The 25,094-nt window shown below is 77.9% G+C and carries 2 protein-coding genes; both read right to left on the bottom strand.

Annotation, left to right across the window (positions count from 1 at the left end; genetic code table 11):
• Positions 1-9: 9 nt before the first annotated feature.
• The gene (locus FB558_RS15685; protein WP_142053366.1) at positions 10-492 is read right to left on the bottom strand and encodes a hypothetical protein; all 483 of its coding nucleotides are present in this window, start codon (positions 490-492) and stop codon (positions 10-12) included.
• Positions 489-24,488, bottom strand: coding sequence for a preprotein translocase subunit SecA (locus tag FB558_RS15680; RefSeq protein WP_142053364.1), 24,000 nt, complete (start codon positions 24,486-24,488; stop codon positions 489-491). Before FB558_RS15680 ends, FB558_RS15685 begins: the two co-directional genes overlap by 4 nt.
• Positions 24,489-25,094 lie beyond the last annotated feature (606 nt).

Here is a 25,094-nt window from a genome sequence, read left to right as displayed (position 1 = left end):
GCAGGGCCGTCACGGTCCGTAACGGCGGCGCAGCTCCCGCGTCAGGTCCTCGGCGCGGCGCGCGTGGATGTCGGGAACCCGGGCCGCCAGCCGCTCGGCCCGGTCACCGACCAGCGCGAGCCGCGCGACGAGCTCGTCCCCGGCCATCTCCACGGGTTGTGCGAACCAACCGTCGAGGAGCTCGGCCAGCTCGGTCCGCACGATCACGACCGCATCGGCGAGCCGCTCCGGAGCGGCGACCCGGTCGACCCCGTCGTCGAACACCTCGTCGAGCCGGTCGAGCACCACCCGCAGCGCCCGCACCACGCGGCGCACGGCCCGCTCCGCGCCACGAGGCAGCTCCGCGCGCCGCAGCTCCACCCGCGTGAGCTGCGCCTCGACCTCCGCGCGCAGGGCGTGCACCAGGCCCGGTCCGGGGTCCGGCGCCGCGGCGGGCCCACGCCGGCCGAGCAGCGCGAGGCAGCGGCGCACCGCAATGCGGAATCCGGTCATCGCTCCGACTCCTCACCCGCGGTCCGCCTCCGGTGATTGTGCCGCGGTCCGGGCCCGCCGCTGCGTGCCCGCACCACGAGGACGGCACCGGCCCCGACGGCCAGCACCGCGGCGGCTCCCGCGGCGACCGGGCCGGCGTGCGGGAGGGCGGCCCACCCGCCCGCGTGCGCCGCACCGGCCAGCGCCGCCGTCGCCAGCGCCCCCAGCCGGACGCCGAACCCCACGCCGACCGCGCCGGTGTCGTCGCCGAGCGGGCGGGTCCCCTCGGCCCGGGACGCCGCCGACGCGCGGTCGCGCAACTGCACGAGCGCCGCGCCGACGGCCCCGGCGCGCTCGGCCAGCAGCCGGAACCGGTGCGCCGCCGGAGCAGTCACGAGCCGCTCCCGCACGGAACCCAGGAACGAGTGGACCGGGTCGTCCCCGAGCGTGTCGAGGACGTCCTGGAACCCGCCGGGCAGCTCGGCGGCGAGCTCGTCGACGAGCCCGGCGATCGCCGCGAGGTCGGCGACGATCCCGGCGGCGAGCCGCTCCGGGTCGGGCGCGGGACGGCCGAACGCGTCCCTGTCGCGCAGCGGCGGCACCGGACGGCCCGCGGCGCCGGTGACCGCGTCGCCGAACCGGCCGGCCAACCGCGGCCCGATCCCGTAGGTCCGGCCGGGCCGCCCGGTGACGACCGTCAGCACCACCCGGCCCCGAGCGTCGAACCCGGGGCCGCCGGACACGCCGCCGCCGAGCGCTGCGATCGTGTCGAGCAGGCCGCGGTCGGTGCCCACGACCGGTGCCTGCGTGACGGTGTGGCGGCCTTCCGGGTAGCCGATGAACGTCACGAGCTCCCCCCGCGCGACGGGGTGGCGCCGGACCGGGGCGGCCGGGCGGTCCAGGCCCCACACCGCGGCGAGCGCGAGGTCCAGGGTGGGCAGGCCGCCACCCGCGAGCCCGAGGTCCAGGTACTGCCGGGCGGCCGCGGCCAGCTCGGCGTCCGGGCCGTAGGCGTCCAGCGGCAGGCTCCGCAGGTCGCTCAGCGCCAGCCCGTCCACGGTGGAGTCGCCGTCGAGGACCTCGGCCACGTGGTAGGCCGTGCGGACCAGCGCCGGCGCCGCGGGCGTCGCGGCGCGGACCACGACCCCGGTGCCCACGACGCGACCACGCCCGTCCCGGAACGCGACGACGCTGCGGGCGGCACCGGCCAGCAGCGCAGGATGCCCGGCCAGGCCGGTCGGGGCACCCTCGCGAACCGGGTGGAACCCGACCAGCAGGTGCCGCCCCGGCGCCACCGGCATCGTCACCAGCTCGACGTCCCGGGTCCGGGCACCCCCCTCCCAGAGCATGGCGCCGACCTGCCGGTCGACCCGCACCCGGGCCGTCCGCACCGCCCCGTGGTCGTGCACCGCGAGGGGTGCCGCGGTCGCCGCCTCCGCGACCAGCCCCAGCACCTGCACCACCCGCTCGGCGGCCGTCCCGCCCCCGGCGAGCCACCACCGCGCGCTCTCCCCGAACTCGGACACCGCACCTGCCGCGGCCGACACCCGTTCGTCGACGGTCAGCTGCTCACCAGTGATCACCAGCGTGCCGAAGGGCGCCGCCAGCTCCCAGAACGGGTGGCCTGCGGCGTCCCGGACCGGCCGGAACCGGACGTCGCCACCCACGGCGGGGTCGACGCCGAACGCCCGGGCCGCCCGCAGCCGCCGCGCCAACCCGGCGGCGTGCTCGTCGTGCCCCGCGCCGCGGAGGACGGACCGCCCGTGGAGGTGGAACCGCACCTCGTGCTCCAGGAGCTCGTCCCAGAAGCCCTGGGCCAGCCGGCCCGCCGCCTCGTGGTCCATGATCTCCGCGAGCACCGGCGCCGGCACCACGACCGCGCCCCGCTCGTGCCACCCGTAGGCCACCAGCGCGCCGAGGACGTCGTCCCATCCGGCGAGCACGGCTCCGGCAGCAGCGATGTCCAGCACCAGCACCGGAGCGCTCGCCCGCAGCAGCGGGTCCACCTCGGCGAGCGGCCGCAGGAACCCGCGATCGTCCAGTTCCGGGAGCAGCCGCCCGAAGGCCGCGATGCGTGCCTCGTCCAGCTCGGCGAGGACGACCGGGCCGCTCGGGCCCGCCCCGGGCGGGCCGCGGGGCATCCGGTGCGGCAGCGCCGCGAGCGGCGTCGCCCCGCCGCGCGGGCCGCGGGGACCGCGGCCGAGGCCGCGCACGTGGTCCGGGGCCTGCACGACGGCGACGGTGAGGTCATCGCGGCCGCCGGCCCGGTGGCCGGACTCGGCGAGCCGCTCCGCCGCGGCATCGGCGGTGCGCAGGCCGGCGGGCAGCGCGGCGCTCAGCGCGTCGGGCGTGGGCAGGTAGCGCCACAGGCCGTCGGTCGCCAGCACCAGCAGCCCCGGCTCGTCCGGCCGGACCGTGGTGACGGTGGGCGCGGGCCGGTAGTCCCCCGCGGCCCAGCGGGTCATGACCCCGCCGTCGGTGATCGCCCCGCCGCGGCTGTCGTCGACGGTGATCTGCGTCGTGGGCTGCGTCCGGTCGAACGGGACGTGGAAGGCCCGGGCCGTACCGACGTGGCTGGTCGTGACGGTCCCGTCGGCGGCGTGGTGGGCGGCCAGGTAGGCCACGGCGCCGTGCCCCGCCTCCGGGGTGTAGGCGGCGGTGAGGGCACCGAGGCCGGCCTCGTGCGCGTCCTGCAGGAGCTGTGCGGCCGTGCGGCCCGGTCGGTCGGTGCGAAGCAGCTCGGCGCGGAACGCGGCGGCGAAGGTGGTCGCAGCGGTCCGCGAGGCGGGGTAGGAGAACACGCCGTCGACGACGAGGGCGACGCGGGCGCCGTCCGGCAGCGTCGCGAGGGTGGCGGCGTCCTGGTTGGTGCGGTTGCCGCGGCCGCGCCGGGTCTCCGCGGCCATTCCCGGACCGCGCACGCCCTCGTCGCCGTAGGGGTGCTCGACCCGGTCCCGGTGCGGGACGACCGGTGAGTGCCCCGGCTCCGGGGCGGCGGGCGCGCGGAACAGGTCCGGGTGCGCGGCGCGCAGCCGCGACGCCGCGGCGCGGGCGGCTTCCATGACGTTCCAGCCGCCCATGGTGCGGTGCAGCTGCGACGCCCACCCGTAGTCGCGGTCGATCGCGTGGCGGGCCAGCGACAGCCGGGCCTCGTCCAGGGCCCGGTCCCGCCCGGGGCCGGGGTGCAGGCCGTCCAGCCGGGCGCGGGCGGCGTCCAGCTCCCGCGTGATCTCCTTCAGCCAGTGCTCGGCCGTGGGCGGCAGCGGGTCGGCGCCCGGAGCGTGCGCGAGGGCCGCGTCGGTGGCGCTCAGGGTCCGGTCGACCTGGTGCGGGTACGACCCGACGGCGGCGAGCGCGTCCGCGGCCCGCCCGCGGTCCTCGCCCAGCCGGGCGTACGCCTCGACCTCGACGACGCGGGCGGCGTGCAGCAGGTCCGTCGCCTCCGGCCGCAGCGAGACGTCGGGCCGCTGGTCGGCGAGGAACTCCGCGGCCCGGCGCGCCCGGACGTAGAGCCGGTCGGCGGCGTCGGCGGTGCGCAGCCGGTTCCGCAGGGCGCGGCGCTGCCTGCCGGGCTCGACCCGGTGCCGCCACCGCTGCGCGACCAGCTCGCCCAGGCCGCGGGCGACGCGGACGGGCGGCGTGGAGCGGCCCGCGGGCAGCGGCCAGTCGCGCCGGCCGGGCCCGTGCCGGTGCCCGAGCGCCGTCAGCCGCCGCCAGGTGGAGCCGGCGTCGTCGATCCACCCGTCGCGCCAGTGCCGGAAGGCGAGGTCACCGTTGCGCAGCACGTCGAGCAGCGCAGCCACGGCGTCGCGCCGCTCCTGCGGCTCGCCGCCCGCGGGCCGTTCGACCAGTAGCGGGGCGACCGCCGTGCCGCCGGGCAGCTCGGTCACCCCGGAGCGCACGGCGCGCCGCAGCCGCGGCGCGGCCGCCCGCCACAGCGACCTCAGGTCGGCCGCGGCGCGGTACCCGCCGTCGACGGTCTCCAGCGCGCCCGCCTCGACCAGCGCGGTGAGGGCCTCGGCCCACCCGGTGCCGTCGTACTGCGCCTCCAGGTGGGCGGCGGAGACCGTGCCGCGGCGGCCGGCGACCAGCAGCAGCCGGTCCAGCAGGGTCACCGGCTGCGGGCTCGCCGAGGTGCCTGCCGCGGCCATCGCGGCCCGCCAGCGCTTGCGGTCCCAGCTCCGCTGGGTCGCGCTGAGCTCGGCCTCGATCGCGAGCAGCGCCGCGGAGCCCAGCACCCGCATCCCCGCTTCGAGCTGCTGCATCCGGACCAGCCGCTCCGTGCTCGCGGCGGGGTCGCGGCTCTCGATCCCCCACTGCTCGGTGGCGGCGGCGATCCCGACGCTGCGCGCCCGCTGGTCGGCCAGCTGCGCGACGGCCTCCAGCGGCTCACGCCGCGGCTTGCTCATGCCCTGCCGCTCGAACTCCAGCGCCCGCAGCTGCGCCCGGGCGTACCGGGCGTTCCACTCGTTGCCGCGGTCGGCGTCCAGGTGGTAGCGCTTGATGTGCTCGAGCAGCTCCTTGCGCGGACCCGCGAGGTAGTCCGCCCGCAGCTCGGCGCGCTCGGCCAGCGCCCGCGCCAGCTGCTCGGCCCAGGTCCGGTGCTCCGGCACGGGCGTGGCGTCCGGCTCCGGCCGCGCCGCGGTGAACTGCGCCCACAGCTCCTGGGCGAGCATCCGCTGGAAGTCCAGGACGGCGGCGTCGGCAGTGCGCCCCGCGCGGCGCAGCCGGTCGGCGACCCGCACCATCGTGCCCGGGTCCGCGGCGAGGACCGGCACCACCAGCGCGATCGTCTCGACGTGCTGGTCCCGCCGCCGCTGCGCCGCGGCCCGCTCGCGGGCCAGCGCACCGTCGATCTCCGCGGGCAGCGGGTCCCACTCGGGCAGCGGCTCGTGGACCGGGGCCGTCATCCGGTCCCACAGCAGCGCGGCCAGGTCGTGGGCCAGGCCCCGGTCGCGCGTGCGGCGGGACAACCCGAACTGCTCCAGCGCCCGCTCGAGGTCGCGTCCGTGGTGCGCCGCCCGGTGGTGCAGCCGGCCACCGGTCGCCACCGACCACCAGGGCGCCCGGCTCGGCAACCGCAGGGCCCGCGAGCTGCGGAAGCCGTAGAAGCCGCTCGCGACCTCGTCGGGGTCGCGCAGCAGCTTCCCGATCAGCCACACGGTCGTGGCCATCGCCGCGAAGCGACCGAGCACCACGGTGAGCGAGCCGTCGTTCGCCAGCACCCACGCGCGCTCCATCCAGGCCAGGTTGACCACCACCGCCGCGAGCCCCGCCAGCACCGGGTCCAGCGCCTTGCGCGCGAGCAGCCGGGTGTCGACGGGCGAGAAGTTCTTGTAGTCGAGCCAGGCGAAGTACCAGCTCCGCTGCCGGTCGCTGTGCCCGTCGGCGGCCGCGGCCTTCCGCGCCTCGCGCTCGGCCCGGCTCTTCGCGAACGGCGCCATGGCGCGCCCGACCCAGACGTTCACGTACTCCGCGATCACGCTCGGCGCGCCGTAGACCACCGTGGCGATCACGAGCGTGGCGACGAGCTCCCGGGTCGCGCCGGGGCCGACCGCGGTACCGAGCAGCCCCACCACGAACGCCACGCCCGCCGACAGCGCCCCGGTGATCATCGCCTTGAACACCCGCGTCCGCCCGGTGTCCTTCTTCTGCAGGATCGCAGCGGCGATCCCGACCCCGATCGCCATCGCGACGGGTACGAGCCACCAGGGGTTGGCCGCCAGCCCGAATGCCCGCACGAGACCCAGCCCGGCGGTGAGGACGTACGCGCCGATCGCCGAGGTCCACGCCGCCTGGCGCGGCCGCGTCTGCATGCCGGACGCCTGGTTGGCGTGCTGGCGCCGCAGCACGTAGCGGAACACCAGCCCGGCCGTGATCGCCGGCGTCAGCAGCGCCTTGACCCCGAGCAGGCCCGGCTGGTGGGCGAAGACCGGCCACAGGCTCGTGACCAGGCCCGCGAGCGGCCCGGCGCCGAGCACGGCGCCGACCCCGCCGAGCGTCCACAGCCCGAGCCGCAGGCCGTGGGCGCGCAGCCCGCGCAGGAGCGCCGCGGACGGCGGGCCGCGCGCCGTCGCCGGCGTCCACATCGCGCGTACCGCCGCGAGGAGGCCTGCCGCCACGAGGACCGACCCGACCGCGACGACCGCCGTACCGCCGACGACGACCCCCGCCAGTCCTCCGGCCACCAGCCCGGCTCCCACGCCCGTCACCAGACCGGCGAGCGCGGCGCGTCGCGGCCGCAGCCGCTCGGCGAGCGGGACGTCCAGGCCGAGCCCGGCCCCCAGCCGGTGGCGCAGCCCCGCGGCGCCCCGACCCCGTGCCGCCCGGTCCGCCCGGCGCTCGGCGCGGTCCGGCGCGACGCCCGCGGCGGTCGCGACGTGCACGGCCTCGGTCCGGCCCGCGGCGAGCGCCCGCCCGGCGGCCCGGTGCGCGGCGGCCGCGTCGGCGAGGGTCCGGTGCGCACCGGCGAACGCGGTCGCCACGGCGGCCACCGCCAGGTCGAGCGTGGTGCCGGTGGCCGTGCCCCCCTGCGGCGGCCGGACCTGGCTCGCCGCGAGCCGGTCGGCACGGGTGAGCAGGCGGCGCGCGGTGCGCCCCGGCAGCTGCAGCGCCTCCGCGAGCCGCTCGGCCAGCTGCTCCCGGCTCGGCTGCGTGCCGGCCGGCTGCGCCGAGGCGACGACCGACACCCAGCCGATCCAGCCGAGCTGCTCGGTCGTGACCGCCCGCCGGGCCGCCCGCTGCTCGCGGTGCAGCAGCCGGGCGATCGCGCCCTCCGCGGCCCGCAGCCGCGCGACGCCGCGGACCTGCACGCGCAGGGCCCGGTCGGCGCGGATCCGGTCGCCGATCCGCTGCCGGCCGCGGCCCGCGGCGGCGACCGCCGCCAGCACCCGCTCGCCGGACCACTGCCGGGCGGTGCCGGCCGCGCGCCCGACGTCCCGCCCGCGCTCGACGGTCCACCGCCCCGCCGCGCGCACCCCGCCGACGCCGGCCTGCCAGCCGGACGCGAACCACGTCCCGACGGGCCGCAGCGCGTCCCGCACGGTCGGCGGGGTGGCAGGCAGCGACGTGACGTCGGCGCGGGTGAGCTCGGTCGCCCGGCGCACGGTGCCCGCGCGGACCCCGGCGTCCCGGGCGGCCGTCGCGGCCTCCCGGATCCGCTCCTGGGCCTCGGTCCGGGCGGTGTCCAGCGCCTCCGCGGCCGCGTCCCGCTGCGCGAGCGCCGTCTCGAGGGCGTCGGCCCGGGCCGTCACCCCGCTCCGCACCGCCTCGAGCAGCTCGGCGGCCGTCAGGTCCGCGGCGGCCAGCGGCGCGGGCAGCTCCACCGCACCGGCCAGGTCGGGGTCGACCAGCCGGGCACGGACCCGGACCGGGTGCACCGACAGCGCCGCGGCGAGGTCCGCGACGACCTGCTCGTCGGTGCGGCCCCGCTGCCGCAGCCGCTCGGCGAGCGCCGGGACCCAACCCAGCCGGTCCTGCAGCACCTGCGCGTCCTGGCGCACGGCCATCCGGGCACCGGCGTCGGCCTGCTCGGCGCCGCCCAGCGCGTCCCGGACGGCGGCGACCTCGTCGCGCAGCTCCCGCGCGGCGCGCCGCTGCCCCGGCCACCACCAGATCCCGGCCGCGGCCAGCGCACCCGGTTCGACGGCGCCGTACCGGGCCGCGACCAGCGCGGCCGCGAGCCCGGCGAACAGCACGACCGCCCCGGTCGTGCGCGTCGTCCAGAGCTGCCGCCACGGCGGGCCGCGCGAACGCGCCTCGGGGCCCGCAGCGCTCGGGCCGCCCGTCGCCGCACCGGTCACGGCCGGGGACCCGGCCTGCGGGGCCGACCGGCGCTCGGGTCCGGTTCCGGTCGGGTTCGTCGGCCCGCCACCGCCGGTGCCCGGCCCGCCGCCGGTCGCCGACGGCCCCGAGCCGCCGCGGGGGGTCTCCCCGAGGATCGCCCGGACCTGCGCCGGGGTGAGCCCGGTCAGCGCGGCGATGCGCGCCACCGCGACCCCGCCCGCAGCCGCGGCGCGGATCGCCCCGGTCAGCCGGGTGCTGCGCTCGTCGCGCCGCTCGGCCAGCAGGCGGCCCGCCGCGTCGACGGCGTCGACGGCCGCACCCAGCGGCGCCTCGGCGGCCTGCAGCTCGTCGGCCACCCTGACCAGCCGTTCGTCGAACAGGTCGATCGACGGGTCCGCTCCGGCCGCACCGGCCTGCCGGCGGACCTCGGTCCGGTCCAGGCCGAGCGCGTGGGCCACCGCGGCCTCGCGCGCCGCGTCCACGGCGACATCGCCGGACCTGGCGTCCGGGGCGTCGTAGAGGTCGCGCACCGCGTCCTGCTGCCGGCGGCCGAACTCGGCGTCGGCCACGAGCAGGTCGGCCCGCGCCGCGGCGAGGTCGGCCTCGCCCGCCCGCACCGGCCCGTCCAACCCGGCCAGCACCGACCGCAGCGCGCGGTCGGCCGCCCACCGGCGGCGGGCCGTCGCCAGCGCCTTTCGCTGCGCGCGCACGGCGTCGCGGAGCCGGTCGCCGGTCCGGTCGCGCAGCCCGCGCAGCCGCTCTCCGGCAGCCGCGCGCAGCGCGAGCCCGTCCCGCACCCGCGGGGCCAGCTCGACCGCGATCGCGCCGGCCGCCGCACCGACGGCGAGCGCGGTCCCGCCCGGGACCCCGACCGTCGCGAGCGACCATCCGAGCGCGCTCGCGCCGACCAGCGCAGCGGTCGTCCGGTGTCGCACCACCGGGTCGCTCATCAGCGGGGCGCCGATGACGATCCGGTCGATCCACCGCCGCGCGGTCACACCGTGCGCTGCGGCAGGAGAAGTGGTGGCCCGCCCGACCGGCGGTCCCCGGTTGCGCACCCGGTGGACCGCGGTGACGACCGCGGCGCCGACCGTCGCCCCGACGAGCGACGCACCGGCCGCCAGCGTCGGAGCCGACCCGGCGAGGACCGCCGCCGCCCCGCCGGCCGCACCCACCGCGGCCGCGGTGGCGACGAGCGTCGCGGTCGGGAACCGGTGCGGCGCGGGCGCGGGGGTCAGCGGGGCGGGCGCGGGCTGCTCGCGGCCGGCGTGCACGTCGGCGTCCAGCACGAGCAGGGCCACGAGCTGGTCGGGCCCGGCAGCCCGCATGCGCAGCACCCCCGACCCGCGCGCCACCAGCTCGAGCCGCTCGGCGTCGGTCAGCGCGCCGGCGCGCGCCCGCACCAGCAGGTCCAGCGCCTCGACCGGCAGCAGCGCACGCTCCTCGGGGCGCAGCTGCCCGGCGTCCGCCCGCTCCAGGAGCAGGTCCGCCAGCGCCGCCAGCGCGTCGAGCCCGAGCAGACCGCGCAGCTCGGCGATCTCCCGGTGGGTCGCCGGGCCACCCGGGTCGTACTCGCGACCGGCGGCGACGTGCAGCGCGGCGAGCAGGTCCTCGTGCGTCCACGCGGTGCGGCCGGCCAGATCGGCGGCCACGTGCCGGTCGAGCGCGTCGACCCGCTGCGGCGCCGGGACGGTCGCCAGCGCCGCGCGCACCGCGCGGGTCGCGGTGGCCGGCATCCCGAGGTCGGCCAGCGCGTCGAGCGACAGGCCGGCCAGCTGCGTCAGCGACGTGACGCCCGCGTCGACCAGCGCCGCGTGGGCCACGTCCCGGTGCCGGTCCGGCAGCAGGCCGACGAACTCCTCGATCCGGTCGTCGCGGTCCCACAGCACCGCCTGCTCGACCGGGTGCAGCCCGTTCAGCTCGACCGCACGCAGGGCGTCGCGCACCCGCTGCCAGCGCCCTGCGGCGCCGTCGTCGCGGGCGAGGACCGCGGCGCGGGTCGCCGCCTCCGTGCGCACCTGCCTGCCGGCCGGCTCCCGGCCGCCGAGCAGCGCGTTGTTCCTCGTCGCGCGCGTGAGCTTGTCGACCACGATGCCCGGCGCCGCCTCGTCCAGGCCCAGGAACCAGCCGAGCTCGTGCGGCGCGATCCCGAGCCGCTGGGCGACGAGGTCCTCCGGGACACCGCGCACCCAGTCCACCAGCGCCTGCAGCTCGCGGTCGCGCAGCGCGTCCAGCCGCAGCCGGTCGGCCGCCGGGCCCGCACTCGGCGGCACCGCGTCCGGCCCGGCCCCCTGCCGCTCGGCGAGCAGCTGCTCCGCCACGGCCATGGTCGCGGCGAACGCGTCGGCGTCCATCCCCAGCCGGTCGCGCAGGTCGATGCCGCGCTGCACGGCGTTCGCCTCCTGCGTGAGCCGCGCCAGCTGCTCCGTCACCGCGGCCAGGTCCGCCTCGGTGTACTCGTAGGGCTGGAACGAGCGCTGCGGCAGGTGCTCGACGACCCGGGCGGCGGCCGCGTGCTCGCTCGCGGTGGCAGGGTCCTCCACCAGGACCCCGTCGACGAGCTCGCGCAGCTGCGCGTTCAGCTCCGGCGAGAGCCCGGGCACGTCGTGCCCGGCCCGCAGCGCGGCCAGCTGCGGCAGGTCGATCCCCGCCGGGTTCGCCGGCAGCGACGACAGCTCCGTGGGCTGCGGGACGCCCCGCGAGCCGAGCACGCCGCGGGCCTGCCGGCGCTCCTCGACGACCGTGCGGACCTGCTGCGCGCCGCGCCGGCCCCGCGCCGCCAGCTCGGCCTGCTGCCTGCCGAGGGTGAACAGGGCCTCCACCGCGGCCGAGTCCAGCGCCACCGGCGCCGCCTCCCGCGGGTTGCGCGTGGCGGTGAGCTCGCCCTTGCCGACCGGCTGCAGGATCCGGTCCTCGAGCGACCGGTGCAGCGTCGAGCTGCCCTTCTCGCCCTGCCGCCCGGCCCGGCCGCGGGCCTGCTGCTCGACCCGCAGCGACTCCGGGAACTCGGTCAGCACCACGTGCAGGCCACCGGCCTGCTCCACCGCGTCGTGCTTCGGCCCCTTCGCCTCCCCGCCGAGCTGGATGTCGATGCCCCGGCCGGCCTTGTTCGTGGCCACCGTGACCTGGCCCGGACGGCCGGCCTCGGCGATGATCCGGTCGTCGACCGCCCCGCGGGTCCGGGCCGTCAGCACGTTGGGCTCGATGCCGGCCCTGCGCAGCCGCGCCGCGAACTGCGCGGCCTCCAGGATCGACCCGGTCACGACCAGCACCGGCCGGCCGGACCGCATCGCCGTGACGACGTCGTCGAACACGCCGTCCCACTTCTGCGCGGCCGTGCGGTAGGTGGGCGCCGTGAGGTCGATCCGCTGCGGGTCGCGGTGCGGCCTGATCTCGACGACGGTCTTGGAGTACTCGGCGCGGAAGGCGTCCCGGCCCGCCTTGCCGCCGATGGTGCCGGTCATCCCGCCGAACGGGCGGTCGCCGAGGAAGTCGACGACGGTCATCGCGTCGAGCGCTCGCGTGGGCCCCTGCACCTCGAGCCGCTCGGCGTACTCGATCGCCTCGTGCAGCCCGTCGTTCCACCGGCGCCCGTCGAGCGCGTAGCCGGTCCGCCGGTCGACGATGACGACGCGGCCGTCCTCGACGAAGTACTCGACGTCCTTGCGGACGACCAGCTCGAACGCGAGCGCGTTCTCCACCCGCCGCACGAGCGGCGCGTTGCGCCGTGTCGTCAGGTCCCGCCCGGTGCGCTCCTTGATGAACGCGATGCCGTCCGGGGTCAGCCGGACGCCGTTCCGGCCGATCTCGTAGTAACCGGGGGTGGTTCCGTTGCGGGGCTCCAGCTCGGTCGCGATCCGCGCCGACCACGCCAGGTCGCCCAGCGGGGCCCGGCCGCCGCGCGCGGCCGCCAGCACGTGCGGGGTCAGCGCCTCGTCGAGCAGCACCTGGTCGACCTCGTCGATCAGGCGGTACCCGCCGCGGTTCCCGTGCACGGGGTCGCCCTTGGCGTTGCGCGCCCGCAGCGCGTCGAACACGAACTCGCTGACCGTGCCGATCGCGATGTCGGCCTGGTACGCCCGCTGCTTGCTCCACCGCAGCGCGCCGGGCCGCACCTCGCCGACGGTCAGCCCGAGCCGCTCGGCGATGGGCCGGACCGTCCGGACCGCGGATCGCATGTCCTTGGGGTTCAGCGCCATCCACTGGACGCCCCGGTGCACGCCCGGGTTCCCGGCCGCGTCCCGCGCGTCGAGGCCGCGCACGACCGCCGCGAGTGCCCCGGTGAGCGTCTTGCCCTCGCCGGTGCGCATCTCGATGAGGTCGTCGCGCACGAGCGCGAGGGCACCTTCGATCTGCTCGTCGTGCGGCGCCTTGCCGTTGCGGCGGGAGGCCTCACAGGCGAGTGCGGTGCACTCGACGGCGACCTCGTCGATCTTCTTCCGCTCGCTGCGCACGTCGTCGGCGAGCTCGCGGTACCGGTTCCGCAGCTGCGCGTCGCTGAGCTGCCGGAACTCCTCCCAGAAGGTGCGCACCTGCGCGACCTCGGGTGAGAGGTCCCCGTTCGTCCGCGCCGGCGGCTCGGAGCCCTGCCGCGCGGGGGTCCCGTCCGGCCCGGGCGGGGGCAGGTCCGAGGTCAGCGGGTCGGGCTCGGTCGGGTGGCCCTTCGCGGGACGCGCGGGGCCCGGCTCCTCCGGCCGCGGACGCGGGCCGCTGCCGCCGCCCGCCCCGGTCGCGAGCGGGTCGGGTCCGTCTCCCCCGGTGCTCGCCCGCTGCCCGCCGCCGAGCCGGTCACCGCTGCGCGGTGCCGTCGGCGGGACGGGGTCGGCCGGGTCGGCGGGGCGGGGGCCGTTCGGGGCCGGGTCACCGGTCGCCGGGGTGCCGTCGTCGCCCGCCCGGCCGGCCGCGTCGTCGGCGGCCGCACCGCGCTGCTCGCCGGACCGGCCACCGCGGTCCCCGGCCGCGGCCGCGCCCTGCTCGCTCGCCCGGCCGCCCTGCGCAGGTGTGTCGGCCTGCCCGTGCGTGTCGACCTGCTCGCCGGACCGGCTCCCGCGCGCCGTACCGGCCGTGGTCCCGGCGGCGTCCGCCCCTCCGGCGCGGCCCGCGTCGGTGCGCGGAGCGGTCGCCACGTCGTCGGCGAGCCGGTCGAGCCCGCTGCGGGTCAGCTCGGCGAACTCCTGCGCGGTGAGCCGTCCCGCGGCGATCTCGGTCAGCGCTCGGGCGCGGTGCGCGGCCCACACTCCCCGGCCGGCCAGCCGGTTCGGGTTGCGGAAGGTGCCGCCGAACATCAGCTGGTCGTACTCGACGAGGGCCCGCGCGCGGTCCGCGCGCTGCTGGCGCAGGGCGGACGCGAACTCGTGGCCGGCGAGGCGGCCCAGCGGGCTGCGCGGGCCGAGCAGGTCGGTGCCGAAGGCGCGCACCGACGCCCCGGTGTGGGCGGACGCGACCTGGCCCGCGGTGAGCGTCCGGCCGAAGCGCAGGCCGAGGGCGTCGTAGGCGCGCAGGGTGCCGATCAGGCCGGGGGTGCGGCCTTCGCGGGTCATGCGGCCGAACAGGCCGTCCTTGCTGATGACGCGGCCCGCGTACGCGGCCGTGTCGAGGACGTCCGCCCGCCGCCCGAGCCCCGCGGCCCGGGACTGCAGCGCCACCGCCTCGGAGTAGCGGCCGAACTCGAACGCCGCACCGGCGCGGCCCGCCGCGACCTCGGCGGCGCTGCGCGACCGCCCGGCGAGCGGGGCCATGATCCCGCGGGACAGCCCGGCCGCGACCACACGCCCGGCCAGGAAGTTCGCCGTCAGCGGGGCCATTGCGACGTTGCCGGTCCAGCGGGCCCCCCGGAAGGCGACGCCGGCGGCCACGTCGAGGGCCGGAACGCCCTGCATCGACCGCAGGGAGGTCAGGGAGGCGCGCAGACCGTTGACGGTTCCAGAGGCCGCCACCCCGGCGCCGGCAGCCCTCGCGCCCATCGAGACGCCCTTGATGATCGCCCCGGCGCCGGCCGCGACCAGCGCGACCGTGCCGACGTCCTCCAGCAGCGTGGAGACCGGCGCGTAGTAGTAGTCCTCGCCGAGCCGGCCCCAGTCGGTGCCGCCGTCCTCGAAGTTGATCCACCGGTTGTAGAAGTTGACCGCGCCCGTCGCCACGCCGCCGGTGAAGGGGTAGAGCCGCGTGTAGTACTCGAGGTCGGACTCGCCCTCCATCTGCTCGGGCTCGTCGAACCAGAGGACGTCGTACTTGGCGCCGTTCCAGAGCTCGGTGCCGACCGACTCCAGCAGGCCCGGGATCGCGTACACGACGACGTCGCCGAGGTCGCGGCCGGCGTTCTTGAACCACTGGCCGACCGACTTGTCCTCCTCGACGTCGAGCACGAAGTACTCGCCGTCGAGCGTGAACCCGTCCTCGTCGACCTGCTGCGTGTCGCAGGCCGAGGTGGCCGAGCAGGTCCGGGTCTCCCGGTCCCGGCCCGGCGCCTGCGAGCCCAGGGTGATCTCGTCGTTCGCGTCGGGGTCCCCGAAGAACTGACCGCCCGACATCGCGTGGTCGCGGACCGCCAGCCCGAAGCACGTCCCGTTCGCGGCGCCGCTCGACTCGCAGTCGGAGAGGGTGTCCCGGTTGGAGTCGACGTGGGTGCGGAACTCGCCGGAGCAGGTGCCGTTCGAGTCGTGGCAGAACCCGGACGCGATCGCCTGGCCCTGCTTCTCCCGGTCCCCGCCGGCCGCCACCGCGGCCGCGGCGAGCGAGCAGTTGCCGGCCACGTCGGCGCCGCACTGCTTCAACGACTCCGCGTTGTTCTTGTCCGCCTCGTGGTAGGCCTCGGCGTGGCCGGAGTACGCGCAGCTCACGCCGGTGCTGCCCTGGCACCACACGTCCACGGTCGCCGTGCGCGCGTCGAGGTCGATCGTGGCGTCGGCCGCCACCGAGCACCAGCCCGAGCCGGTGGTCCCGGAGTCGGAGCAGTTGCTGCGCGCGTTCGCCGCCAGCAGGCCGTCGTCCTCGGTGAGCTCCTCGAAGCCTCGCGCGGAGAAGTTGAAGCTGCAGTTCTCCTCGGCGCCGTCGGTGCCGCAGCCCGCGCCGCTGCGCACGTGGGCCGGCAGCGCGACGTCCTCGCCGTTCTCGCCGGGGACGGTCACCTCGCCGTCGCCGTAGTACTTGGCGAACGACACCGACGAGCAGTACCCGCCGGTCTGGTTGCACTCCGACACCCCGTGGCCGCGCAGGTCCTCGCCGTGCGGCGACTGCGCCCAGGCGTAGGTGGAGGTCGACGCGCGGGTGCAGTTCGCGCCGCCGGTGTCGTCGCACTGCGCGAACGCCGTGACCTCGCCCTCCTCCTCGTCGTAGGCCACGGACGCGACGGTCGAGCAGGATCCCCAGGTCCCCGAGCAGTCCGCGTTCGCGTCGCCGTGGTGGACCGTGTGCTCGGTGGTGCGGTCCAGGGTCGCCCAGCTGGACGTCTCCTGGGTGCAGTGGTCGCCCTCCGGGTAGCAGCTGGTCGCCGCGATCACGTGCGCCGGCACGGCGTCGGGCTGCCCGTCGCCGTCCTGGTCCTCGCCCATGGCCGCCGGCACGTAGTCGAAGACACCGGAGACCGCGCAGGTCCCGGACGTCCGCACGCAGTGCGCGTTGCCGTCGCCGTGCAGCACGCCCTCGGTGGGGCCGTCCGGGTTCGCCTGGCCCGCCCCGGACACCTCGCCGTGCAGGTGCGCCTCGACCTTGGTGCAGCCGCTCCCGCCGTCCGCGCTGCAGTCGGCGAAGGCGTCGATCTCCCCCGTCTCCTCCAGGAAGGTCCCGCCCACGACGGTGGTGCAGTAGCCGGTGGTGCCCGAGCACTCCGCGACCGAGCTGGCCCCGATCTTCCCGTCCGCGCCGGTGATGTTCGTGTACGCGTTCGAGTGCTGCGAGCAGCTGCCGCCGCCCTCGATCGCGCAGCCGGTACCGATCACCAGCGTCGGCGAGATGCGGTTGCCCTCGGCGTCCGTGGTGGCCTCGTGCATCTTGACGACGCCGATGGCCGAGCAGGCGCCCGCGCCTGCGCCGCTGCAGCTCGACTCGCCGTCGCCGGTGAACTGCCCGTCCCGGAACGACGCGTCGATCGTGACGTTCGCGTACTTGCTGCACGACCCGCCCTCGGTGGCGCAGTACGAGGTCGCCTGCAGCGTGCCGGTCTCGGCGTCGTAGGTGACCTTGGAGCCGGTGGCGCAGTGGCCGCCGTTCGCGCTGCCGGAGCACTCGGCGCCCGACTCGCCGGTCTGGCCCGTGCCGGAGCCGGTCGACTCCGAGCTCGTGGCGTAGTGCGCCTCGCAGCTCCCGGTGCCCGAGCAGCCGGCCTGCGCCAGCGCGTTCTCGGAGTCGACCTCCACGACCGCGAACGAGCCGCAGGAGCCCCCGGTGCCGCCGCCCGAGCAGCGCGCCGACGCCTCCGCGTGCTGCCCGCCGACCGTCTTCGACGCCTCGGCCCCGCTGGAGTAGCTCGCCGAGCAGTTCGCCGCGCCGGAACAGCCCGCGGCCGCGTTCGCCCAGCCCTTGCCGGCCGCCGTCTGCGCGAACACCGACATCCCGCCGCCGCCCGGGCCGGACCCCCCGCCCGACCCGGACGCCGACGCGTGCGCCCAGCTGCGGTGCGTGCCGTCGTCGTAGGCGGCGGAGCTGGACGCGTGACCCGAGTAGCCCCAACGGCAGTTCGCCGCTCCGGAGCAGGAGGCGCTCGCGTTCGCGTAGCCGGGCCCCGCCGAGGCCTGCGCCGACACCGCGACGCCCCCGCCGCCCTGGCCGCCCCCACCGGAACCGGAGGCGTACGCCCGGGCCCAGTTGCCGCCGTGCGACGCCGACGCCGACGCGCTCGCCGAGTAGGAGTGCCGGCAGTTCGCCGCACCCGCGCACGACGCGGACGCCGACGCCGAACCCGGCCCCGCCGACGCCTGCGCCGACACCGCGACGCCGCCGCCACCGATGCCGCCGCCACCGGAACCCGACGCCGACGCCGACGCCCGGTTCCCGCCGTACGCCGCCGCAGCGGACGCGCTCGCCGAGTAGGAGTGCCTGCAGTTCGCCGCACCCGCGCACGACGCGGACGCCGACGCCGAACCCGGCCCCGCCGACGCCTGCGCCATCACCGCAACACCGCCACCGCCGATACCACCCCCACCGGAGCCCGATGCCGACGCCGACGCCCGGTTACCGCCGGAGGACGCGGAGTCGGACGCGCTCGCCGAGTAGGAGTGGCTGCAGCGGACGCCCGCGCTGCCGGTGCAGGACGCCATGGCCTGCGCCGTGCCCGGCCCGGCGGCCGCCGCGGCGGCGGTCGCGACGAAGCCGCCCCCGAAGGTGCCCGATCCCGAGCCGGACGCGTGGGCGCGCGCCCGCGACCCGCTCGACGCGGCCGAGTCGGAGCTGCCGGCGCGGTAGGAGTAGGAGCAGCCGGAGCCGGCGCTGCCCGCGCAGGTCGCCGAGGCGGCCGCGGTCTGGCCCGTCGTCTGCACCTCCGCGCCGGTCGCGCACCAGCCGGTGCCGGCCCCGCCCGCGGCCCCGCAGCTCGCGCGGGCATCGGCGACGTTCCCGCCGGTCCGGCCGTGGGCGTCCGACGTCGAGGAGAAGCTGTGCCTGCAGGTCGCGCCGGTGCTGCCCGCGCAGCTCGCCGACGCCTGCGAGCCCTCGGCTGAGGCGCCGGCGAGGCTGCTGCCCGCGCACGACCCGTCCGCCCCTGCCGTGCAGTCGGTGTGCGAGGTCGCGCGGGTCGTCCCGCCCGCCACGGCGGCCTGCGCCGTTCCGTCGGTGCGGGTGCGGCACCCGGTGCCCACGCACTCCGCGGTCGTCTGCACGACCCCGTCGAGCGCGTGCCCACCGGTGGCCGCGGCGCAGCCCCCGGATGCCGCGCACGTCGCGGTCGAGGTGCCGCGCACGCTCGGGCCGCCGTCGGCGGTGGTGCGGCTCGACGCGGTCGTGGCGCAGCCGGTCGCGCTGCCGTCGTCGCAGGTGGTGGTGACCGCAGCCGAGGTGGTGGCGAACGGCTCGCCGCCCGTCGGCGCGCCCGTCGCGCTCGACGCGGTCACGCTGATCTGCGCCAGGCACGCGGTGGTGCCGTCGCAGCGCGACGAGCCGGTGGCCGTGCCGGTGCTGCGCCGGTCCGCCGGCCCGGCGATCGAGGAGGCGTCCCCGGTGACGCTGCCGGTGCAGCCCGCCTCCGGGCACAGGAGCTGCGAGGCGGCCTGCGCCTGCCCGGACGAGCCGGGGGCGGGCGGAGCGCCCTCGGTCTCGACGACGCCGGAGTCACGCTCGGCCGTGGCGATCGCGCCGCTGGTGACCAGGCAGCCGCTGTCGGCGGCGGTGCAGGTGGCCGCGGTGCGGGTGGTGCCTGCGGTGCCGCTCGTGCCACCCGTGGTGGCGGCGGTGCACCCGGGGCCGGCGCACTGGGCGCTCGCACCCGACCGGGACAGGGTGGCCGGCGCGTCGGTGACCGGCTGCGCGGCCAGCGTCGCGGCATCGCGGTAGGCCTGCCGCGCCTGCTGCGCGGCGGTCGCGGCCTCGGCGGCCGCCTCCTGCTCTGCTGCGGTCGCGCCCGGGCGGGCGGCGACCCGTGCTGCGTCGCGGGCGGCGGCATCGGCCTGGACGGCCTGCGCGCGGGCCTGCTCGGCAGCGGTCGTGCGGTCCTCCGCCACGATGTCGGCCACGACCTGGCCGGACCCCGCGGAGGAGTCGGTCTGGACCCGGCAGCCGCTCTGCTCGCTCGTGCAGCTGCCGCTGGAGCTGGTGGTGCCGGTGGCCGTCGGGGGTCCGCGCGCCCCGCCCGCGCCGTTCCCGGCGGTGGGTCCGTCGGTGCCGGTCGCGGAGGTCCGGGCGGTGCCCGTGCAGCCGGAGGAGCCCGCGCAGTCCAGGGTGGCCGCGGCCATCGTCCAGCTGGACGCGCCCGGCACCGTCGGGGCGCCGGAGTTCGCGCTCGAGCCCGGCGCGGCCGGCGCCGGCAGCGTCGCCGGCTGGTCCTGCTGCCGCTCGGCCGGGGCCTCGGTCCCGACGTCCTCCGAGGTCACGTCCGCGTTCGCCGTGGACCGCGCCTGCACGAGCGGCACGATGACGTTCGCGTCCGGGCCGGAGGAGGCGCCGGAGTTCGTCACCGCCTGGCAGACCGCGCCGGACACGCCCGCGCACGACCCCTCGCTGCGCGACCCGCGCGGCTCGGGCGACACGGCCGGGTCGGTCGCCGTCGCGGCGCTCGTCACCCGCCCGTCGCAGATCTCCTCGCCCGCGCAGGTGGTGGCCGCGCCCGCGGCCGACGCGGCGGACGGGCCCGCGGGCAGCCGGGCCGCGTTCACCTGCTGGTCCCCGCCGTCCTGCGGCGCGCCGGCGAAGGCCAGTGCGGCACCGGGAGCCGAGGAGGCGTGCGACACCGACTGCGCCGCGCACCCGCCGGTGCCGGTGCACGTCGCCTCGCCCGTGGAGGTGCGCGGCGTCCCGCCGTTGACCGCGCCGTCCCACGCGGACGTCGACGTGCGGGCCGAGCCGGTGCAGGCCGTACCCGCGGCGCAGGCCACGTCGGCGCTCGACGTCGCGGTCGAGGACGGGCCGGTGGTGGGCTTGCCGGTCGCCGGGTCGATCACGGCGAAGTCGGACGCCGACGACGCCGAGGAGCTGCTGCCCCCGGAGCACTCGCCGCCCGTCACCGCGCACTCGGCGGTGGCGCTGGTACCCCGGGCGTGCGGCGACACCCCGGTGTCGCGAGCGCTCGTCGACGACGTGGCCGTGCCCCCGCACGTCCCGACGCCGCCGTCGCACCCCACGGTCGCGGACGCGTGGGACACGCTGACCGGGCCGGACACGCCCGCCACCCCGGTCACCGGGTCGAGCGCGGGCTCGCGGTCGGCGACCGCGGTGTCGGCCGCGGCCGAGCACGAGCCGCCGTCCCCGCGAGCGGTGCAGGTCGAGGTGGCCGTGCTGTCGCGCACGCCGGTCACGTCGCCGGACGCGGCGCCCGTCGTCGTGGCCGAGCCGGAGCCGGAGCACCCGGCCGCCGCGCAGTCGACGTCGGCGCTCGCGGTGCTGACCGCCAGGAGCTCGCGGGCCGGCTCGGTCGCGTCCGACAGCCACCCCTGCTGCTCCGCGTCCCCGGCCCGGTCGCGGACCTCGGAGGCCGCGCTCGTGTCGCAGGAGCCGCCGGTGGCGGTGCAGGTGGTCGTCGTCGAGGTCGTGCGGACCGGGGCGCCGGCGGCCTTCGCCGCGGTGCCGGTCGCCGCGGTGCCCGTCACCGTGCCGGTGGTCGCGCCGGACGCCGTGCCGGTGCAACCGGCGGCGTCGTCGCAGTCCACGCTCGCGCCCACCGAGCTGGTGGCCGAGGCATCGCCGTCGGCCCGCTCCTGCGACGCGACCGGCAGGCCGGTGACCACGTCGAGCGTCCAGCGCTCGTCCTCGTCGACCTCGGTCTCGGTGCCGGTCCGGCTGGAGGCCTCGCAGTCGCCGCCGGCGACCTCGCAGGAGGCCGTCCCGTCGCTCGCCCGCTCCGCGCCGGCCCGCACGCCGCTCGCCGCACCGCGCGTGGTGGCGGTGCCGGAGCCGGAGCACGCGGTGTCGTCGCAGTCGACCGAGACGCCGGCCGTGCTGTCGCTCGCGGTGCCCTCGTCGCCCTCGGCCCGCGAGTCGCTGCTCGCGCGGCAGCCGCCGCCGGAGACGGTGCAGTCGGCAGCGCCCGTCGTCGCCGACCGCGCGGCACCCTCCGCGGCGGCCGCGGACTGCGTGGTGGCCTCGTGGCCGGCATCGATGCGGGTGCGCGCCGAGCCGGTGCAGCCGGCGCCGCACGACACCTCGGCGTCGGCCTCGACGTCGCCCGCCTCGTCGCCCAGCTCCACCGAGCTGGTGGTGGCGCAGCCGCCCGCGCCCTCGCAGCGGGCGGACCCGCTGCCCGTGCCGCGGCCCGTGCCCTCGCGCTCGTCCCGGTCGTCGCTCACGAGGGTCGCCGCGGCCGCGGGCTCGTCGCGGTCGCTGCCGGAGCCGCTGCTCTCGCACGACCCGGTGCCGGTCCGGCACTCCGCGTCGGCGCGGTCCGGGGTGGCGGTGCTGCGCTGCTCGCAGTCGTCCCCCGTGCAGCGGGCCGACGCCCGGGTGGCCTCGCCGTCCTCGCCCCGGCTGGACGCACTGCTGCCGCAGCCGCGGTCCGCGCCGGTCAGGGTGCAGGACGCGGACGCCTCGCTGTCACCCGACTTGCTCGAGGTCCCGCACCCGGACGAGACCCCGGAGATCGCGAGGCAGCGGTCGGAGTCGCGCTGGCCCTCGCCGTCCTCGGACGCCGAGCCGCACTCGACGAACACCCCGCTCGACCCGCAGCCCGCGGTGGCGCCCTCGCCGTCGAGGTCGTCGGAGGAGACGGCCTCGGTGTCGCGGTCGGTGGCGTCCATCAGCTCGTCGGTGGCCTCGTACACCTCGTCGCGCTGCGCCTCGAACTCCTCGACGTCGCGCTCGTGCGCCTTCGCGTCGGCCTTCCCCGCGGCGACCCGCTTCTCCTCGGCCGCCAGCTCCTTCTCCCGCTTCTCGAGCTCCCGGTGGCCGTCGACGACCTCGTCGACCAGCTCGGCCCGCTCCGGCGAGACCCGCGCGCGGTCCTCGGCGGCCCGTCGCTCCTGCTCCGCGTGCTCGGCGGCCTGCGCGTCGTACTCGGCCTTCGTGGCCTTGCCCGCGGCCACGTCCTTCTTCTTCTGCGCGAGCCGCTTCTCGCTCGCGTCCGACTCGATCCGGTCCTCGAGCACCTTCTCGGTCTGCTCGGCGGAGTCGTCGTGGTCGACCCACTCGCCGTCGACCCACCGGCCGTCCTCATCCCGCTCGTCGCGGCGGTCCTCGTCGTCCTCGTCCTCGCGCTCGTCCGCGCGCAGCGCGGCCGCCGGCACGGTCTCCGACGGCGGGGCTCGCGGGGCGGCGAGGGTACGCGCCGCGGTGCGATCGGAGCCGCTGCGCTCGTCATCGGCGCCCGCGGTCGGCTGCGGCTCCAGAGCGGCCCGGCGCACGGGGCGGTCCCCGTCGTCGGCGGCCGACGACAACGCGTCCCGGGCGGTGTCGACGGCGCGGCGCACGTCCCCCTCGGACGCACCCGCCGTCTCGACCACCTCGTCCACGAGCGCGTCCACGGCACGGGTGAGGTCACCGTCCCGGTCGGTCAGCTCCCGCGCGACGTCCACGCCCGCCTCGGCGAGGCGGCGCGCCGCCTTCTTCGCAGCGTCGGCATCGCCGTGGTCGTTGTCCCGGGCACGCTCGCCGGAGCGACGGGCGTCCCCGGCGCGGTCGAGGGCCCCCTCGACGCGGTCGCGGTCCAGCCCGGCGACAGCCGCACGGACCCGCTCGGCCGCGTTGTCGTGCTCGCCGTCGCGTGCCCGCTCCCCCGGTCCCTCCGCAACCGCATCGCGGAGGCGTTCCCGCCGGGCCTCGGCGGAATCGTCCTCGCGATCGCCGCTGCGGTCGTCACGGTCGAGCTCGGCCACGGTCGCGCGGATCTGCTCCCGCACGGCGTCACCGCGGTCCTCGCGGTCGTCGCGGTCGCGCCCGGCAGCCTCGTGCAGGGCGTCGCGCACCTCGTCCGCGGCCGTCCCGACCGTCTCCCGCACCGCCTCGCGGAGCTCCGCCGAGCGGTCGTCGCCGCGTTCGCCGGCCGCCTCCCGCCGCTCGCCGTCCGGGTCGTCGGCGTCCCGTGCCTCCCGGCCGGTCCGGTCGCGCACCTCGTCCTGGATCGCCTCGCGCAGCCGCTCCTCGACGTCCGCGCCCTGCCGCCACTGCCGGACCGCGTCGCGGACGCGCTCCCCGGCATCGCGGTCCGACCGTGCCCCGTCCGGGTCACGCCGATCGGCTCGGTCACGCGACTCCTCACGGACCTCCCCGTCCGTGTCCGCGACGGCACGCCCGTCGCGGCGGTCGCTGGCGCGCTCGTCGCCATCCCGGCCCTCGGCACGCGAACCGCGGGCCGCGCGCTCCCGGTCCTGCCGGTCCGCCCGGTCGGCGGCACCGGCCCGGTCACCGTCGACACGGTCGCCACGCCGCTCGGCGGTGAACCGGTCGTCGGCACGATCGGTGGCGGCCCGGTCGCGGCCGGCGACGGCCCGGCCGTCGTGGGTGCGGTCGGCGCGGTCACCGTCGGCGCGGTCGCCGTTCCCGTCGGCGCGGTCGCGGTCACCGTCGGCGGGGGTGCGGTCGTCGCCGGCACGGTGACCGGTCGCCCGGGCACCCCGCTCCGCGTCGGAGTCGCGCGGCCGGCGGTCCCGGTCGTCGGCACGCTCGGCCCGGTCCCGGCCGGCGTCGCCGCGGTCGTCCGCGGAAGTGCGGTCCGCGCTGCGCGCAGCGTCGTCGGATCGCTCGGAGCCGGAGGCGCGCCCGGTCCGGTCGCGGCGGTCCTCCTCGGAATCGGCGTCCGGCTCCTCGTCCTTCTCGGCCTTCTCGGAGCGCGTGCCGGCCGCGCGGTCGCGCTCCTGGGCCTCGTCCCGATCCGCCTCGCCCGACCGCTCCGGCCTCTCCCCCGACCGCCCGCCGTCCGACTTCCCCTCGCCGGCCTTCTCGGCGTCGGACTCCGTCGACTCGGACCGCTTGTCGCCCGGCTCCCCCTTGCCCGACTCCTCGCCGGAGGACCGGTCGTCGCCGTTCCGGTCGTCGTCACCCGACTCGTCGTCGCCCTTGCGGTTGCCCGACTTCTTCTCGGACTTCTTGCCGGAGTCCTCGCCGCTGGACTTCTCGGACTTCTCGGAGCCCGACTTCTTCCCACTCCCGCGGCCGGAATCCTTCTTCTCCGACTTCTTGCTCGACTTCTTGTCGGACTCCTCGCCGTCCGACTCCTTCTTCTTCGACTTCTTGCCCGACTTCGCGGACTCGTCCGACTTGTCGTCATCGGACTTCTTCTCCGACTTCTTGTCGTCGGACTTCTCGTCGTCGGACTTCTTGTCGTCGGACTTCTTCTCCGACTTCTTCTCGCTCTTGCCCTCGGAGTCGCCGTCGCCGCCGTCGGAACCGGAATCCCCGTCTCCCCCGTCGGCGGGCCGGGCACCGCTCGCCTTCACCATGCTCTGCTTCGCGCCCGCGTGGGCGACGGGAACGGCGACCGCCGCGGCAGCGGGCGTCGCCATCATGAAGGCGCTCCCGAACCACAGCACCACGACGGCGCCCGCGAGCGTGACCGTCCAGCGGACCACCTGCCACAGCCGGTCGACCGCCGACAGGCGCAGCCGCACGGCGTCCGGACGCACGGCGAGGCCGAGGGCCTCACCGGTACGCACTGACGCCATGACGGACTCCAGACAGATCGCCGCTGCACGCGGGAGGGGGAAGAGCAGAAGGGGACGCGCGGAGCACGCCGTGAACCGGCGCCGCGCATGGATGCGACCAGGGGCTCGCCGTCACGTCGCGCCTGAGGCCAGCGACCTGCCGGGCGGCCCGGTGCCGCACCACGCCCGGTGGGGTCCCGCCCGTCGCGCTACGTCAGCGACTTGCAGGGCCCGGAACGGACAGCGGCAAGAGTGGCGGCGCGAGGCGTCGCGCGGGCGCCGCCCAGGTGATGATCACGTAGTCATCAGATGACATCTGGGTGAAGCGCCGCGCCGCCCGGCGACCGCCCGCCCCACGCAACGGTCCCGGCGGAGAAGAGGTGCGCGAGCGGCGACGGGTTGCGCGGCCGACGCAGCGGGCCCGTGATCGCCGGCTCGGTGCTCCTACTGCTGTCCCGGTAACGCCGAGCGCACCGAAACGGCGATCATCGCGAGCAGAAGCGGGATTCGCATGACGAGCGGCACTTTCGTCGGCTAGTGCCCCCGCCGGAAGTTCGCTGGGTAAGTCGGTGGATCCAGGTTCTCGCTGCGTGTGCCGGGCGGCGGGCCTCGTACCGGGCGTACTCG

The sequence above is a fragment of the Pseudonocardia kunmingensis genome (genome assembly GCF_006716445.1).
Classification (GTDB): Bacteria; Actinomycetota; Actinomycetes; order Mycobacteriales; family Pseudonocardiaceae; genus Pseudonocardia; species Pseudonocardia kunmingensis.
This window is presented reverse-complemented; position numbering and strand designations above follow the sequence as displayed.